Below are 15,312 nucleotides of genomic sequence, written 5' to 3' on the forward strand. Positions count from 1 at the left end.
GAATAGGTTTTTAATGATGACTAATACTGAAAAAGAATTACTAAAGTTAGGGAAACTACTCCCTGTAATGGAGCATTTCTATACGATACAAGGTGAAGGTGCATATACTGGCAAAGCGGCATATTTTATTCGTTTAGGAGGTTGCGATGTTGGTTGTCATTGGTGCGATGTTAAAGAAAGTTGGGATCCTAACTTGCACCCTTTAATGGACGCAGAAGAAGTTGCCCAAATAGCAGCAAACCATTCTAAGACCATTGTTTTGACAGGTGGAGAGCCACTTATGTGGAATTTAGAAATACTTACCAAAAAATTAAAAGACTTAGGTTGCACTATACACATAGAGACTTCTGGTGCTTATGAAATATCTGGGCATATAGATTGGGTGTGCCTTTCTCCTAAGAAAACAGGTCTGCCTAAAGAAAGTATATATGCAAAGGCAAATGAGTTAAAAGTAATTATTTTCAACAATCACGATTTTAAGTTTGCCGAAGAACAAGCCTCTAAAGTATCTCAAAATTGTAAATTTTATCTCCAAAGCGAATGGAGTAAAAGAGATGAAATGTATCCTAAAATAACCGATTATATTTTAGAAAATCCTAAATGGCAGGCTTCGGTACAAACACACAAATATCTTAATATCCCATAGTATACGAATGCAGAATATCCGCTATTCTAGATATTTGAAATTTTTATTTATAGGAGCAGATATTTTTGCTATACTTACTTGTTTTTATATACTTTTCCCTAACAAAGAGGGAGAGTGGTTGTGGAAAACTGAAAACCTTATATTCTTATTTATTGTTTGTGTATTTTGGGGATTATTAAGTGGTTACACTCGTTTGTATCATGCTCCTCGTACACTTACTTATACGCTTCATTTAGAAAGAATTTTAAAGCATGCTCTGTTTTTCTTTTTAGGGATATGGATGTTGGAGTTACTGTCCACAAAAGTAAATTTCAGTCAAAATGAATTAACTTTTTGGGGGTATTTCTTGATTTTGATATTATCATTTAAGTCGTTTACTTTCTTTCTTCTTAAATATTACAGAAGTTTGGGTAAAAATCACAGAAATGTGATGTTTTTTTCAGATGATAATCTTTCTACTATTTTAAAACAAACTCTTCTAGAGCGTAAGGATTATGGCTATAAAGTATATAGTTTTAATGGAAATGTCACTGAACAAGAGCTTACTCTTTTTTGGAAAACCAATGGTATAGATACATTATTTTTATCTTCAGAAAATGAAGCAAGTCAAATAAAAGAAATTCTAAAATTGGCGGAAATACATAAGGTTAATGTAAATCTTGTACCCAACACCTTTAACCAAAGTTTTTTTAACTACCATCTACAATATTTTGGAGTATCGCCTGTGCTTATTCCAGAAAGATATCCGCTAAGTTTTGTTAGTAATCAAATAATTAAAAGGTTATTTGATATCTTGTTTTCATCTTTAGTATTGGTGTTTGTGGGTATTTGGCTTTTCCCTATTATCTCATTTTTTATTTGGTTAGAAAGCGGCAGCCCTATCTCATTTATACAAAAAAGATATGGTTACCGGGAGAAAGTCTTCCAATGTTTTAAATTCAGAACAATGGTTGATGACCATCAATCCTGTGAGAAACGAGTTACAAAAGTGGGGAGGTTTCTTAGAAAAACCAGCCTTGATGAGATGCCTCAATTTATAAATGTTCTGTTTGGAGATATGTCTGTGGTAGGTCCACGTCCTCATATGCTTTCTGTAGATGATTTTTATAAATCCCAAATAGAGCAATACAGTACACGAAGTTTAGTAAAACCAGGGATAACAGGGCTAGCTCAAGTAAATGGTTTGAGAGGCGATGGCGGAGAAAATCTAGATGAAAAGATGAAAAAAAGGCTACTAGCCGATGTTTTTTATATTAAAAATTGGAGCATAAGTTTAGATATCGTAATTATATTAAAAACCATTTTTTTGATTATCAGAGGCGACGAAAATGCTCAGTAGTTACTGAAAATATCAATTAAAAATATTAACTTCGCAGAATGTTAAAGTTGTCAAAAAGAATGCTTACCTCTGTGGGAGAGTATGTTTTGTTACTAGGAAAAGTAATAAAACGCCCGCAGAAGCATAATATTTTTTTTAAACTCTTGATGAGAGAGATTAACGATTTAGGCGTTAACTCCTTTGGTTTGGTCTTATTTACTTCCATATTTGTGGGAGCTGTAGTCGCAATACAAATGTATAATAACTTTAAGGCTTCTACCATTCCCATTCCACTGTACTTCATAGGTTATGCTACTAAGGTGGTGCTTATTTTAGAGTTTTCGCCTACTATCATTAGTCTTATTTTGGCAGGTAAAGTAGGGTCTTACATCGCGTCTAGTATAGGAACGATGAGAGTGACGGAGCAGATAGACGCTTTAGATATTATGGGTGTTAATTCCCCCAACTTTTTGATTCTTCCAAAGATAGTAGCTAATGTTATTTTTAATCCGTTACTCATAGCCATTAGTATTGTTTTCGGTATTTATGGAGGTTATTTAGCAGGAGTTGCCACGGGCAATTGGACAGAAGCCGACTATATTACAGGGATACAAAGATATATTCCAGACTACTTTATATGGTATGCTTTTTTTAAAACGGTGGTGTTTGCGTTCCTTATTGCTACAATTCCAGCTTATTTTGGTTATAATGTAAAGGGAGGCTCTTTAGAAGTAGGTAGAGCTAGTACCCAAGCGGTAGTTTGGACTATGGTGGCAATTATTATTGCCGAACTTGTATCAACCCAATTATTTTTAAGCTAATGATTGAAGTTAAAGATTTAAGAAAAAGTTTTAATGATGTAGAGGTTCTCAAAGGGATTACTACTACTTTTGAAACAGGAAAAATAAACCTTGTCATTGGTCAATCGGGTTCTGGTAAGACGGTATTTTTGAAGTGTTTACTCAATGTTTTTGACCCTTCTTCAGGAGATATTTTATTTGATGGAAGAAATCTAAGCATTATGGGACGAACGGAAAAACAAGAAATTCGTTCTGAGATAGGCACGGTATTTCAAGGGAGTGCTTTATTTGACTCTATGACGGTAGAAGAAAATATATCTTTTCCTTTGGATATGTTTACCAATCTCACTTATACCGAAAAAAGAAAAAGAGTAAAAGAAGTAATTGGAAGAGTTCATTTAGAAAATGCTAACACCAAGTTTCCTTCTGAAATATCAGGCGGAATGCAAAAAAGAGTGGCAATAGCTCGTGCAATTGTGAACAATCCAAAATATCTCTTTTGTGACGAACCAAATTCTGGTTTAGACCCTAACACAGCCATTGTAATAGATGAGCTTATAAAAGAAATTACAGAGGAATATAATACTACGACGATTATCAACACCCACGATATGAACTCTGTACTTACTATAGGTGAGAAAATAGTTTATTTAAGAAAAGGTGTTAAAGAGTGGGAAGGTAACAAAGACCTTATTATCAAAGCAGAAAATGAGCATTTAATAGATTTTGTTTACTCTTCAGCTTTGTTTAAGCAAGTAAGGGAAACAATGTTAAGAAATAATCAAACTAATTTATAAAAAAATAAAACATTATGAAAAAAGTATTCGTAGGTTTAGCTATTGCAGCTTCATCTTTGATGATGGGGCAAGTGAGTTTTGGAGTAAGAGCTAATGCATTACTTAACGCTAGTTCTCCAAGCTGGTCAGATTTAAAGGATAATATCTCTGAATCACTAAATACTAAAGGTAATAACATTACAGGTTTTAATATTGGTTTATCTGCTAAAATTAATTTACCTATTACCTCTTTATTTTTAATGCCAGAGGTTTACTATACACAATTTGGTAGCAAGACATCTTTAGGTAACTTAGAACTAAAAGCTAAAAGTGATAGACTAGATGTTCCTGTTCTAGTAGGTTATAATATTTTGGGCGAAAAGCTAAGTTTGTTTACAGGACCTGTAGCTTCTTATAACTTGACTTCAGAGCAAACTTTTAAAGATTTTAAAGAGAATATTTCTAAAACATTTACAGTAGGCTATCAGATAGGTGCTAATGTAAGAGTATCAGATTTTGTTTTCAATGCTCGTTACGAAGGAGCTTTCTCTAAAGATCAAAGAGATTTTATAAGAACAATATCTAGTAGTACAGACGAAGTGGTAAGATATGATAACCGTCCTAGTTTCTTTATAGTAGGTTTAGGTTATCAGTTTTAATACTTTTTTAATAAGAAACAAAAAATACTCAGAGATTAACTCTGAGTATTTTTGTTATAAGTATTTTGTTGTGCTGCTAATTCTGCAGCTTGTCTTTCTATTTCAATTTTCTCTTTTTGTAGTCGCTCAAACTCTTTTCTTTTAGCAGCTTCTCTCACTGCACTACCTTTGCTAATATAGCCTATAACCCCACCAATAATAAGACCGATACCTACACCACCCATAATTCCCATAAAATGAGAGAGTGTTATTTTTTCTACACTAAAATCGGTAGTAAGATAAAACAAAAGAGCTGCAACAGCTAAAAGTAGAATCCCTACAGTTGTTAAACTTTTCATAATCAATCAGATTTATATATTTATCTCCCAAAGATAAGAAAATTAACCTGAATATTATATTTTACCTCCTGCTGCTTTATAGTATTCTAGAGCTTTTGGCAGATGTTTTTGTATATCAGCTCTTCTATGTTCAGGATTTGGGTGGGTAGATAGAAACTCTGGCTGTCTAGATGCACTTCCTCCAGATGCAGACTCCATTCTTTGCCAGAAAGGCTGTGCTTCTCTTGGGTCATACCCTGCCATAGCCATAATGTATAATCCCATTTCATCAGCCTCCAGCTCTTGTTTTCTTCCATAAGCAAGTTGTGCTGCTTGAGAGCCTAGAGGATAAGCTACCGAGAATACTTGTCTTAAAGCTTGATTTTTTATACTTGCTCCAGCTACCATTCCTAATCCTTGTGCTACCATTGCTGATGATATTCTTTCATTTCCGTGTCCTGCTAATGCATGAGCTACTTCGTGTCCCATAACTACAGCTACCCCAGTTTCGTTTTTACATACAGGCATAATCCCTGTATAAAAAGCCACCTTTCCACCAGGCATACACCAAGCATTAAGTTGTTTATCGTCTATTAAATTAAATTCCCACTGATAAGATGATAAATCCCCTTCTCTTCCAATTGAGCGGTAATAATTCTCTGCAGCATTTTTAATTCTTAATCCTACATTTTTCACTTGTCTAGCCTCTGTAGTTCCTGATATAACTTTGGCTTTTGATAGTGTAGATTGGTACTGTTCTAACGACATGCTAGCCAACTGGCTATTATTCATAAACTGCAAAGATTTTCTTCCTGTAAGAGGATTGGTGGCACATGCTACTAATCCTAAAGTTAATACACTCGCTCCTAATAAAGTTTTAATTTTCATAGGTGTTGTTTTGATAAATTATTGTAGTGCAAAGTAAACAATTATTATTCCAAACTAAGGAATAAAATAGTACTTTGTTAAATTCAAGTTTTTATAAGATACTCTAATTAAATTTAATTTATTGAATGTTAATTATTTAAAATCAAAAATAGTAAAGCGTTGTTTTTATAACTTTTGTTAGTTCTTACATCAATAAATTGAAATTTAAAAGGACTATTTTTGAAAAAAAAATCATTATCTTTAGGCACTGATTTGAACACACAACTTTAAAATTATTTTAAATGAATTTAGCTGCATTTGTAAGTGTTAATGCCGAGAAATACCTCTCTAAACCTGCCATAGGTTTTAAGAAATATGATGAGTGGAAATCGCTTAGTTGGACTATGTTTAAAAGAACCATCTTTAAAACCGCTAATGCCCTTAAAGAGAAAGAGGTGAAGGAAGGTTCTAAAGTTGCTATTTATTCTGATAATTCAGCAGAGTGGATTATCTTCGATTTGGCGGTTTTATCCTTAGGTGCTATAAGTGTGCCCATCTATAGTACCAACGGAAAGCAGCAAGTACAATATTGCTTACAAGATTCTGAAGCCTCAGTAGTACTAGTTGGGAATCAGGAGCAGTACGATATTTGTTCTGAGATAATGAACGAAGTGTCTTCTTTGAAATTTATCGTGGCAGCAAAAAAACACATAGTATTAAGGCATACCAATAGTATTCATTTAGAAAATTTAACTCAAAAAGGAAGCGAAGATTTTGAAGTTTGCCCGAGAGATAAAAGCGACCTTTCCACAATACTTTACACTTCAGGTACTTCAGGTACACCTAAAGGAGTAATGCTTACTCACGGAAACTTGATAGATTGTTTTCAAGCTCATACTGATTTTTTCAAATTTAAAAATTTTGAAAATGAAACTTCTTTAGCCTTTTTACCACTAAGCCACATTTTTGAAAGAAGTTGGACTTTATATTGTTTAAGCAGAGGAGCTAAAGTTTCTTTTTTAGAAAATACAAAACTAATAGCTCACGCTCTAGAAGAAGTAAAACCAACAATGATGTGTGCTGTACCTAGATTTTATCAGAAAATTTATGGGGCCCTCAGAGAAATGGTGGAGAAAGGCTCTTCTACCAAAAAGAAAATTTTCAATTGGGCACTTAATGTAGGCACCCAATGTAGTGAATACAGACGACAAGGGAAGTCTGTACCATTTGGATTGGGGCTTAAAAATAAAATAGCCAATAAATTGGTATTTAGTAAAATAAAACAAAAGTTAGGTGGTAATCTTTGGTTTATGCCTTGTGGTGGTGCGGCTATTTCTCCCGAAATACTCAAATTTTTTGATGCTATGGGAGTCCATATTACTGTAGGTTATGGTCTTACTGAAACTACAGCTACTTTAACTTGTTTCCCTGCATACAATTACGAATACGAAACTGCAGGTATCCCGATAGGCGACACACAGATAAAAATAGGCGAAAACAACGAAATTTTAGTTAAAGGTAGTGGCGTGATGAAAGGATACTATAACCTTCCCGAAGAGACAGCCAAAGCCTTTACTGAGGACGGTTGGTTCAGAACAGGAGACGCTGGAGTTATAGAGAATGGCACTTTGAAAATTACTGACCGTATCAAAGATTTAATGAAGACCTCTAATGGCAAATACATCACTCCACAAGTGATAGAGAATATATTAACCAACAGTAACTATATACAACAAGCTATGGTAGCAGCAGAAGGTAAACCTTTTGTAACAGCAGTTATAGTTCCTAACTTTGAAGCTCTAAAGGAAAAGGTAAAAGCCATGAAGCTGTCTATGACAGATTGGAATGAGATTGTATCGTCAGAAAAAATAACTCAGTTTTATCATGATATATTACATGATATTCAAAAAGAGTTATCTGCATTTGAGAGAGTTAAAAAATTTGTATTACTTCCTAGTGAGTTTGAAATTCATACAGGAGAGATTACTCCAACGCTTAAGGTTAAAAGAAATGTAGTAATGTCTAAATACAGTAACTTAATAGAGCAGTTGTATGCTTAATTTTTAAAGTATTTTAACTTTAATAATTAAATTTTATGTTAGAACAATTTTTAGGAACGCCAAATTTTGAGGTTAAAAACATACAAGTTTCGGAGACTTGTCCGTCCAATATTGCTTTGATAAAATATTGGGGAAAGTATGCACAACAAATACCTGCTAACCCTAGCATCAGTTTTACACTGAATAATGCTAAAACAACTACCAATATCGTTTTTAATGCTAATAAACCTTTTGGAGTAAAGACTTACTTGGCAGGAAAGGAAGAAACTCAATTTTCATCTAAAATAGAAAAATATTTTAAAACTATTGAATCTTATCTCCCTTGGATTCTTAGTGGAAGCTACGAAATTAGAACCGAAAACACTTTTCCTCATAGTTCAGGAATTGCCAGTTCTGCATCGGGGTTCGGAGCGATAGCCAAATGTCTAATGAAGATAGATGAGGCTTTTTCTAAAGAAGCTACAACCCACGATTTTAGGTTGAAAAAAGCCAGTTTTTTAGCTAGATTAGGAAGCGGAAGTGCTTGTAGGAGTTTGTACAACGGCTTAGTGGTTTGGGGAGAAACACCAGAAGTAGAAGGTAGTTCTGATTTATTTGCTGTACCTTATACTACGGAAGAAGTTGCTGAAGTATTTAGAAAGTTTAACGACTGGGTATTACTTATTCACGAAGGGCAAAAGAGTGTATCCTCTACCATAGGACACGGACTAATGAACACCAACCCTTATGCTGAAAGACGCTTTCAGGAGGCTAGAGAAAACTTTGTTCCACTAAAAGAAATTTTAAAATCTGGAGATTTAGAAAAATTTATTACCCTAGTAGAACACGAAGCTCTAACATTACATGCTATGATGATGATGAGTGAGCCTGCATTTATCCTTATGAAAACAGGTACTTTAGAGGTCATCAATAAAATTTGGGAGTTTAGAAAATCAACAGGACTGCCGTTATTCTTTACCCTAGACGCTGGTGCTAATGTGCATTTGCTTTTCCCTGAAAATCAAGAGACAGAAAAAATAACTGCTTTTATTGAAAAAGAATTGTTACCTCACACCCAAAACGGAAAAGTAGTAAAAGACAGTATAGATTTTTAAATATTTAAAAATTAAATGAAACTTCATCACATTGCCATTATTTGCTCTGATTATTCAGTTTCAAAATCTTTTTATACCGAAGTTTTAGGGTTAAATATTCTACGAGAAGTGTACAGAGTAGAAAGAAGCTCTTACAAACTAGATTTAGGCATTGGTAATGATTATGTTATTGAACTTTTTTCTTTCCCTAATCCTCCTAAAAGGCTTACCAGACCAGAGGCGTGTGGATTAAGACATTTGGCTTTTTCTGTGGACTCTGTGGAGGAGCAAAGAGAGAAGTTACTAAAATTAAATATCAGTTGTGAAGCTATTCGGGTAGATGAATGGACGAATAAAAAGTTCTTTTTCACGCAAGACCCAGATGGACTTCCGATAGAATTCTACGAAAAGTAAAATATCCAAATAAATTATAATAAAAAGTAATAAAATGAAAATAGGAATTTTAGGTGGCGGACAGCTAGGAAGAATGTTGATACAAGAAGCTCTGAAATACGATGATGATTTTTATACTTTAGACCCCAGCCTTGAATGTTCTTGTGCGTCTATTTCAAATCTTATGCAAGGTGATTTTAATGATTACGAAACCGTACTCAATTTTGGTAAAGATAAAGATATTGTTACCATAGAGATAGAACACATCAATACAAAGGCTCTAGAACAACTAGAACAGCAGGGTGTTAAGGTAGTTCCTAGCTCTAGCATTATTAAAATTATACAACATAAAACGCTTCAAAAATTATTTTACCAAAAACATCAAATTCCAACACCTGATTTTCAAATCATTCAGAATGCTTCGGAAGTAGATTTTCCATTTCCTTTTGTTCAGAAATTAGACAAAGGAGGTTACGATGGTAAAGGAGTACAAGTCATTAAAAATGAGAACGATTTAACGAGACTTTGGGACGCACCTTCTGTTTTAGAAAAATTGGTAGATATTGATAAAGAGTTTTCCGTCATCGTTGCTAAAAACGAAAGTGGAGAAATAAAAACTTTCCCTGTAACCGAAATGGTGGCGGACCCTAAGCTCAACCTTTTAGATTTTAATATTTGTCCTGCATTTATATCAGAAGACACTCAATTACAAATAGATGCTATTGTTTCTAAGTTTATATCTGCCGCTGATTCTGCTGGGCTTTTTGCCATAGAATTATTCTTAGATAAAGAAGGAAAAGTATGGGTAAATGAAACGGCTCCTCGCTTGCATAATAGCGGACATCAAACTCAAGAAGGGAATTACAACTCACAGTTTGAACAATTTTACAGAGTGATAAAAAACTTACCACTCGCTGAAGTTACCACTAGAGGATTTTCGGGTATGCTGAATTTAGTAGGGGAAGAAAACGCTTCTGGAACAGTAGTTTATAAAGGTTTAGAGGAAGTGCTAAAACGCCCCAACACCTATGTTCATCTTTATGGAAAAAAAGAAACCAAGCCTGGTAGAAAAATGGGACACATCAATGTCTTATCTGATAATAGAGAACAGTTGATACAAGAATTAACTGAAATTAAAGCATTAGTAAAAGTAAGTGCTAAATAAATCTAATTTTATATAAAAAGAATAAAAAATGGTAGGAATTATTATGGGCAGCCAAAGTGATTTGCCAATAATGCAACAAGCAGCAGATTTTTTACAATCTATGGCGATACCGTATGAGCTTACGGTAGTATCCGCACACAGAACTCCAGAAAGAATGTTTGATTATGCTAAAACCGCTAAAGAAAGAGGTCTTAAAGTTATTATAGCAGGAGCTGGTGGGGCGGCTCACCTCCCAGGTATGGTGGCAAGTTGTACCACACTCCCTGTAATTGGAGTACCAATACTCAGTAGTAATTCTATTGATGGTTGGGATTCGGTGCTATCTATATTACAAATGCCTTCGGGAATACCTGTAGCAACGGTAGCTCTTAACGGAGCCACTAATGCTGGAATACTAGCTGCCAAAATTTTAGGTTCGGCGGACGAGAGTATTTCTAATTCATTAGAAAACTATCAAGAAAGTTTAAAAAATAAAGTATTGGATAGTATAGAGTACATTAAAACTCAACACCCTAATCAATTTGATTAAAAAAAGCCAACTCATCTTTATCTATAAAAAAGCATATATGAAGACTGTATTTAAACTCATAATATTCTTTTTTGTTTTACAATCTTGTGATAATAAAACGGTCTTAAATAAAGAAAAGCATAAGACTCAAGAGACAAAAATAAATACAGATAAAGCTAATAAAAAGAGTGAACTTTATACAGACACTTTTGAGTTTGAATATTATGATGATAATGGAGATTATACATGGTTATCAGCAAAAAAAGATCATGTTAAATATGATTTCGTAAATGACAACAATACTCAAAGAAATCTACTGCGAGGAGATGTATGTGAAATTACATGGGAAAAAGATACTATATATATTGCTGGTGAGGGGGAAATCCCAAAAATTGAGAATTGGTTAGTTTCTATTAAGAAAATTAAAGATGGGAATGTTTCTAAATTCAGAAAAGATTATAAAAAAGAATTGAAGTATTATTATTCTGATGAAGGTTATACACAAAGTACTTTGGACGATTTATATCTTTCTGCAGAATACTATATTGCAAATACAAAAAATGAACTGATAAAGCTGGCTATACAAAATAGAGAACAATTAGAATATTCTATTGAAAGCAGAACAGAAAATAATAGAGATTATCAAGTTTTGGGTATTGGATATACTTTTGAACATAAGTTTAACGTAATACAATGGCTATATATTGATATTGAAACACAAAAAATTTATGAATATGATGTAGCTAATGACAAGTTGGTTGAATTTAAGTAGAAACTACCTAAAATAAAAATGGGAACGCCTAAGGTGTTCCCATAAATTCCATTAAATCTATATAATTTTTTTGATTGATGCCGTGTCCACTCATATACTCTCTAAAGGTAAAATAAGCCCCCAAATCATAGAGTAAATCGGCTGCCTTTCGTCCCCATTCCAAAGGAATAATAACATCATCTGTACCGTGCGAAACAAAAAATCTAAGATGTTCTATCTCCTTTTTTGATTTTGGATAGCCTTCCAATAATTTTAGTTCAGGATAGCAACTCATACAAGCCACCTTACTAAATAACGGAGGAAACCTAAATGCCAAAGCATAGCTTAGCATACCGCCCTGACTAAACCCACATAAATGCACTTTAGAACTAATGCCATAATGCTGTTTTAAAGCCTGTATATTAGTATAAAGTTCTTCTATTGCTACTTTTGCCTGTTCTACATCTATAAGGTTATTTTCGTCCATAAGGTTAATATCAAACCAAGCGTAACCTTGATAAGGCGTAGACTTAGGAGCTCTAAAACTCACGATAAGCCAATCTTCTGGCAGATTGGGCACGAATGAAAATAAATCCTCCTCATTACTACCATATCCATGCAGAAGAACAAGCATTGGAGTTTCAGAAGTGATATTCTGAGGCTCTCTAACTAAGTGGTACAAATCCATCATTTAAAAATTAAATGGCTTTTACTATGAAATAACTCTTTTTGCCCTTTTGTAAAAGAATAAACTTATCATCTATAAAATCCTTTTCAGATAAGCAAAACTCCTCATTTACTTTAGACTTGTTTACAGAAATGGCATTTCCTTTTAGTTCTCTTTTAGCCTCTCCTTTTGATTTTAAAAATCCTGAATCCGCTAATAAGTCGGTAATATTCATTCCAACAAGTTCCTTTCTAGATAGTTCCTGCTGAGGTACACCATCAAAAATATCTAAAAAGGTTGCCTCATCTAGTGCCACCAAATCCTCTGCTGTAGAACGTCCAAAGAGAATTTCAGAAGCCTTAACCACTTTTTGATACTCTGCTTCTCCGTGTACCCAAGAGGTTACTTCTTGTGCCAGTTTCTTTTGTAGTTTTCTTTCGTGAGGAGCTTCTCTATGCTCGTTTATGAGGGCTTCTATTTCCTCTTTATTAAGGAAAGTATAGAATTTAATAAAGCGTTCTGCATCTTCATCAGTAGCATTAAGCCAAAACTGATAAAAACGGTACGGAGAAGTCTTTTTAGCATCTAACCAAATATTCTCACCAGATTCACTCTTTCCGAATTTGGTGCCATCGGCTTTCGTAATTAGCGGAACTGTAAGAGCATAAGCTTCACCTTGTGCTTTTCTCCTAATGAGTTCAGTACCTGTAGTAATATTTCCCCACTGGTCTGAGCCTCCCATCTGAAGTTTAACACCTTGATTCTGGTAAAGATGAAGAAAATCATACCCTTGTAGAAGCTGATAGGTAAACTCCGTAAAGCTCATACCTTCAACACCTGCATCGCCAGAAAACCTTTTCTTTACAGAATCTTTTGCCATCATATAATTTACGGTGATGTGCTTTCCGATATCTCTAGCAAATTCAAGGAAAGAGATAGATTTCATCCAATCGTAATTATTTACGAGTTCTGCCTTGTTAGGGCTATCACTTTCAAAATCTAATAAACGAGAAAGCTGACCTTTGATACATTCTTCATAATGTTTTAATGTAGCTTCATCTAAAAGATTTCTTTCTGCAGACTTTCCAGAAGGGTCTCCAATCATTCCCGTAGCACCACCTACTAGTGCGATAGGCTTGTGCCCATGTTTCTGAAAATGAGCCAATATTTTAATAGGAATTAAACTTCCGATATGCAGTGAGTCGGCTGTAGGGTCAAAACCGATATAAGCCTTCGTCATTTCTTTATTTAGCAAATCTTCTGTGCCAGGCATCATATCGTGGACTAAACCACGCCATTTAAGTTCTTCTATAAAAGGGTTCATAGTTGTATTTTTCGCAAATATAATGATTTTTAGGTTTATGGTTTTAAGAGATAAAAGAACAATTAATCTCTATTTACTATTAAATAATAGGCATTTAACAAATATACCTTTTATAATAATTTCTAACCTATCTTACTAAAAATCAGACTTAATTATTTGGTGGCTACAATTTTTTTTTTAATTTCACCATAACCTAAATACATGATAATATGAAAACTATTTTAAAACTGTTAGTAATTTCCATCGGTTTAAACGCAATGAGCTGCACAGACAGAACCGCCCGAGAGGTCTATACCCCTCAGCTACCACCCATTACCCAAACCGGTGCCAATACCTTTGGGGCTATTATCAATGGTAAGGTCATGATACCCAGAAATTCTATAGGATACCAACCGCCAGGACCAAACACCCATTATGCTATTAAATATGTTAATGCTGATGATTATAATTTGATTACTGCATCAAATAGCCGTGAATATAACATTGGTGATGTATATATATTTTTAAGAAAAACAACAATAAATACAAATTTACCCGTGTCTTCATATCCAATATTAGAGGGGGTTTATTCGTTTAATATGGATGAATTACCTGACTATATGATTAGGGTGATCATCAATGATAATAATACAGCATTCAAAACCTATTTATCAATAGCTAACACTGGAAGCATAATATTAACAAGAAATGATTCCAATATAATTTCGGGGACTTTTTCCTGTAAACTAAAAAACAAAGAAAATCCAGAGGATATCATTGAGGTAAAGGACGGACGCTTTGATTTTAATAAACAAACCATTAACACCACTAATTTCCCATAATTATGAAAAAATTACTTTACGTAGCACTCATCGGTTTAAACGCAATGAGCTGCACAGACAGAACCGCCCGAGAGGTCTATACCCCTCAGCTCCCACCCATTACCCAAACAGGAGCCAATACCTTTGGGGCTATTATCAATGGTAAGGTCATGATACCCAGAAACTCCATTGGCTATATACCACCAGGCAACAGCCATTATGCCGTAAGGTATTACACATCATCTAATTATGAAGAAATACAAGCTTCAGATGCAAAGGATGGTACAGGTAATATTTATATATATATTGAAAAACAATCAAATTCTCCGGAATTTATTACAGGGAATTTTATTTTTCAAGATAGTAATGGTTCTTCAGAAAGCTCCTTTGCTAAGGGTATTATGATGACTGTTTATTTAAAAAATAACACGAGTCCTTTTAACAAGTATCTTTCTTTAGCCAATACTGGTAGCATCACGATAACAAGAAATGATTCTAATGTAATTTCGGGGACTTTTTCTTGTAAACTAAAAAACAAAGACAATCCAGAGGATATCATTGAGGTAAAAGACGGACGCTTTGATTTTAATAAACAAACTATTAACACTACTAATTTCCCTTATTTTCCATAATTATGAAAAAACTACTACTCGCAGCACTCATCGGCTTAAATGCAATGAGCTGCACAGACAGAAACAAAGATGATTACAACCCGCAGCTTCCTCCTATTACCCAGACGGGAGCTTGGACTTTTGGTTGTAAGATTAACGGCGAGGTAATGATACCCCAAGATGCCACACAACAAGGTCCACCGGGAGGAGGTCCGTTAAAAGGGCTGGTATTTGGGAATGCAATTGATAGCAGAGCTATTGTAGCAATTGATGCCCGACACGGTAGAGGTGGCATTATTATAAAAATCCCCAATGAAATTATGGGAAAGGTAGGCACATTTAATTTTGAAGAAATTTATGGAGGATTTTCTGTACACAATGAAAATAAATTATATATGGGAGCAGAAAAAAATAACCGTTTCTATGATTCTATGAAAGATAGTGGTAGGATTACTTTTACGAGAAATGACAGTATCGTAGCAGGTACCTTCTACTGTACGCTAAGAAATAAAGACAATCCCAATGACATTATAGAAGTCACAGAAGGTAGATTTGATTTAACTAAATTTTGATTTAA

At 34.1% G+C, this 15,312-nt stretch carries 18 protein-coding genes; 14 read left to right on the forward strand and 4 right to left on the reverse strand.

Going from position 1 to position 15,312, the window contains the following annotated elements; all coding sequences use genetic code 11:
* Window positions 1-13 precede the first annotated feature (13 nt).
* From RA0C_RS04150 to RA0C_RS04170, 5 genes are read left to right on the forward strand one after another with little or no spacing between them, the layout of a single operon-like run.
* Window positions 14-646, forward strand: a complete 633-nt coding sequence (locus tag RA0C_RS04150; RefSeq protein ID WP_014411252.1) for a 7-carboxy-7-deazaguanine synthase QueE — start codon at window positions 14-16, stop codon at window positions 644-646.
* A gap of 7 nt (window positions 647-653) precedes the next feature.
* Window positions 654-1,985, forward strand: coding sequence for an exopolysaccharide biosynthesis polyprenyl glycosylphosphotransferase (locus RA0C_RS04155; RefSeq protein ID WP_013446860.1), 1,332 nt, complete (start codon window positions 654-656; stop codon window positions 1,983-1,985).
* A gap of 38 nt (window positions 1,986-2,023) precedes the next feature.
* Window positions 2,024-2,785, forward strand: coding sequence for an MlaE family ABC transporter permease (locus RA0C_RS04160; RefSeq protein ID WP_013446861.1), 762 nt, complete (start codon window positions 2,024-2,026; stop codon window positions 2,783-2,785).
* A complete protein-coding gene (locus RA0C_RS04165; RefSeq protein ID WP_004918725.1) occupies window positions 2,785-3,561 on the forward strand; it encodes a multidrug efflux ABC transporter ATP-binding subunit RanA in 777 nt (258 codons plus the stop codon). The genes RA0C_RS04160 and RA0C_RS04165 overlap by 1 nt, the downstream gene beginning before the upstream one ends.
* A gap of 14 nt (window positions 3,562-3,575) precedes the next feature.
* Window positions 3,576-4,199 (forward strand): outer membrane beta-barrel protein, encoded by a 624-nt coding sequence (locus RA0C_RS04170; RefSeq protein WP_004918728.1) that lies wholly within the window; start codon window positions 3,576-3,578, stop codon window positions 4,197-4,199.
* Between the two features lie 35 nt (window positions 4,200-4,234).
* Here the strand turns inward: RA0C_RS04170 and RA0C_RS04175 are convergent, their stop codons facing one another.
* Both RA0C_RS04175 and RA0C_RS04180 read right to left on the reverse strand, forming a co-directional pair.
* Window positions 4,235-4,537 carry a hypothetical protein gene (locus RA0C_RS04175; protein ID WP_004918731.1) on the reverse strand — a complete coding sequence of 101 codons (303 nt, stop codon included), beginning with the start codon at window positions 4,535-4,537 and terminating at the stop codon, window positions 4,235-4,237.
* 54 nt (window positions 4,538-4,591) lie between these two features.
* Window positions 4,592-5,404, reverse strand: coding sequence for a M48 family metallopeptidase (locus RA0C_RS04180; protein ID WP_004918733.1), 813 nt, complete (start codon window positions 5,402-5,404; stop codon window positions 4,592-4,594).
* Window positions 5,405-5,685: 281 nt separating this feature from the next.
* Here RA0C_RS04180 and RA0C_RS04185 point away from each other — a divergent pair, with 281 nt between their 5' ends.
* From RA0C_RS04185 to RA0C_RS04210, 6 genes are read left to right on the forward strand one after another with little or no spacing between them, the layout of a single operon-like run.
* Entirely contained in the window at window positions 5,686-7,443 is a 1,758-nt protein-coding gene (locus tag RA0C_RS04185; protein ID WP_013446862.1) for an AMP-dependent synthetase/ligase, read from the forward strand.
* Between the two features lie 35 nt (window positions 7,444-7,478).
* Entirely contained in the window at window positions 7,479-8,537 is a 1,059-nt protein-coding gene (locus RA0C_RS04190) for a diphosphomevalonate/mevalonate 3,5-bisphosphate decarboxylase family protein (protein ID WP_004918737.1), read from the forward strand.
* A 15-nt stretch (window positions 8,538-8,552) separates the two neighbouring features.
* Window positions 8,553-8,930: an SMU1112c/YaeR family gloxylase I-like metalloprotein gene (gene gloA2, locus RA0C_RS04195; RefSeq protein ID WP_004918739.1), complete on the forward strand. Its 378-nt coding sequence runs from the start codon at window positions 8,553-8,555 to the stop codon at window positions 8,928-8,930.
* A 34-nt stretch (window positions 8,931-8,964) separates the two neighbouring features.
* Complete coding sequence (locus tag RA0C_RS04200) at window positions 8,965-10,074, forward strand: 5-(carboxyamino)imidazole ribonucleotide synthase (RefSeq protein ID WP_004918740.1); 1,110 nt, start codon at window positions 8,965-8,967, stop codon at window positions 10,072-10,074.
* A gap of 28 nt (window positions 10,075-10,102) precedes the next feature.
* Window positions 10,103-10,603 (forward strand): 5-(carboxyamino)imidazole ribonucleotide mutase, encoded by a 501-nt coding sequence (gene purE, locus RA0C_RS04205; protein WP_004918743.1) that lies wholly within the window; start codon window positions 10,103-10,105, stop codon window positions 10,601-10,603.
* A gap of 37 nt (window positions 10,604-10,640) precedes the next feature.
* Window positions 10,641-11,354, forward strand: a complete 714-nt coding sequence (locus tag RA0C_RS04210; protein ID WP_013446863.1) for a hypothetical protein — start codon at window positions 10,641-10,643, stop codon at window positions 11,352-11,354.
* Between the two features lie 28 nt (window positions 11,355-11,382).
* Here the strand turns inward: RA0C_RS04210 and RA0C_RS04215 are convergent, their stop codons facing one another.
* Window positions 11,383-12,024: an alpha/beta hydrolase gene (locus tag RA0C_RS04215; protein ID WP_004918747.1), complete on the reverse strand. Its 642-nt coding sequence runs from the start codon at window positions 12,022-12,024 to the stop codon at window positions 11,383-11,385.
* Between the two features lie 7 nt (window positions 12,025-12,031).
* Window positions 12,032-13,324 (reverse strand): tyrosine--tRNA ligase, encoded by a 1,293-nt coding sequence (gene tyrS, locus RA0C_RS04220; protein ID WP_004918748.1) that lies wholly within the window; start codon window positions 13,322-13,324, stop codon window positions 12,032-12,034.
* 209 nt (window positions 13,325-13,533) lie between these two features.
* On the opposite strand from tyrS, the gene RA0C_RS04225 reads away from it, so the two are divergent.
* From RA0C_RS04225 to RA0C_RS04235, 3 genes are read left to right on the forward strand one after another with little or no spacing between them, the layout of a single operon-like run.
* On the forward strand, window positions 13,534-14,145 hold the full coding sequence (locus tag RA0C_RS04225) for a hypothetical protein (protein WP_013446864.1): 612 nt from the start codon (window positions 13,534-13,536) through the stop codon (window positions 14,143-14,145).
* 2 nt (window positions 14,146-14,147) lie between these two features.
* Window positions 14,148-14,756, forward strand: coding sequence for a hypothetical protein (locus RA0C_RS04230; RefSeq protein ID WP_013446866.1), 609 nt, complete (start codon window positions 14,148-14,150; stop codon window positions 14,754-14,756).
* A 2-nt stretch (window positions 14,757-14,758) separates the two neighbouring features.
* On the forward strand, window positions 14,759-15,307 hold the full coding sequence (locus RA0C_RS04235) for a hypothetical protein (protein WP_004918484.1): 549 nt from the start codon (window positions 14,759-14,761) through the stop codon (window positions 15,305-15,307).
* The last annotated feature ends 5 nt before the right edge of the window (window positions 15,308-15,312 follow it).

Source organism: Riemerella anatipestifer ATCC 11845 = DSM 15868 (assembly GCF_000252855.1).
Classification (GTDB): domain Bacteria; phylum Bacteroidota; class Bacteroidia; order Flavobacteriales; family Weeksellaceae; genus Riemerella; species Riemerella anatipestifera.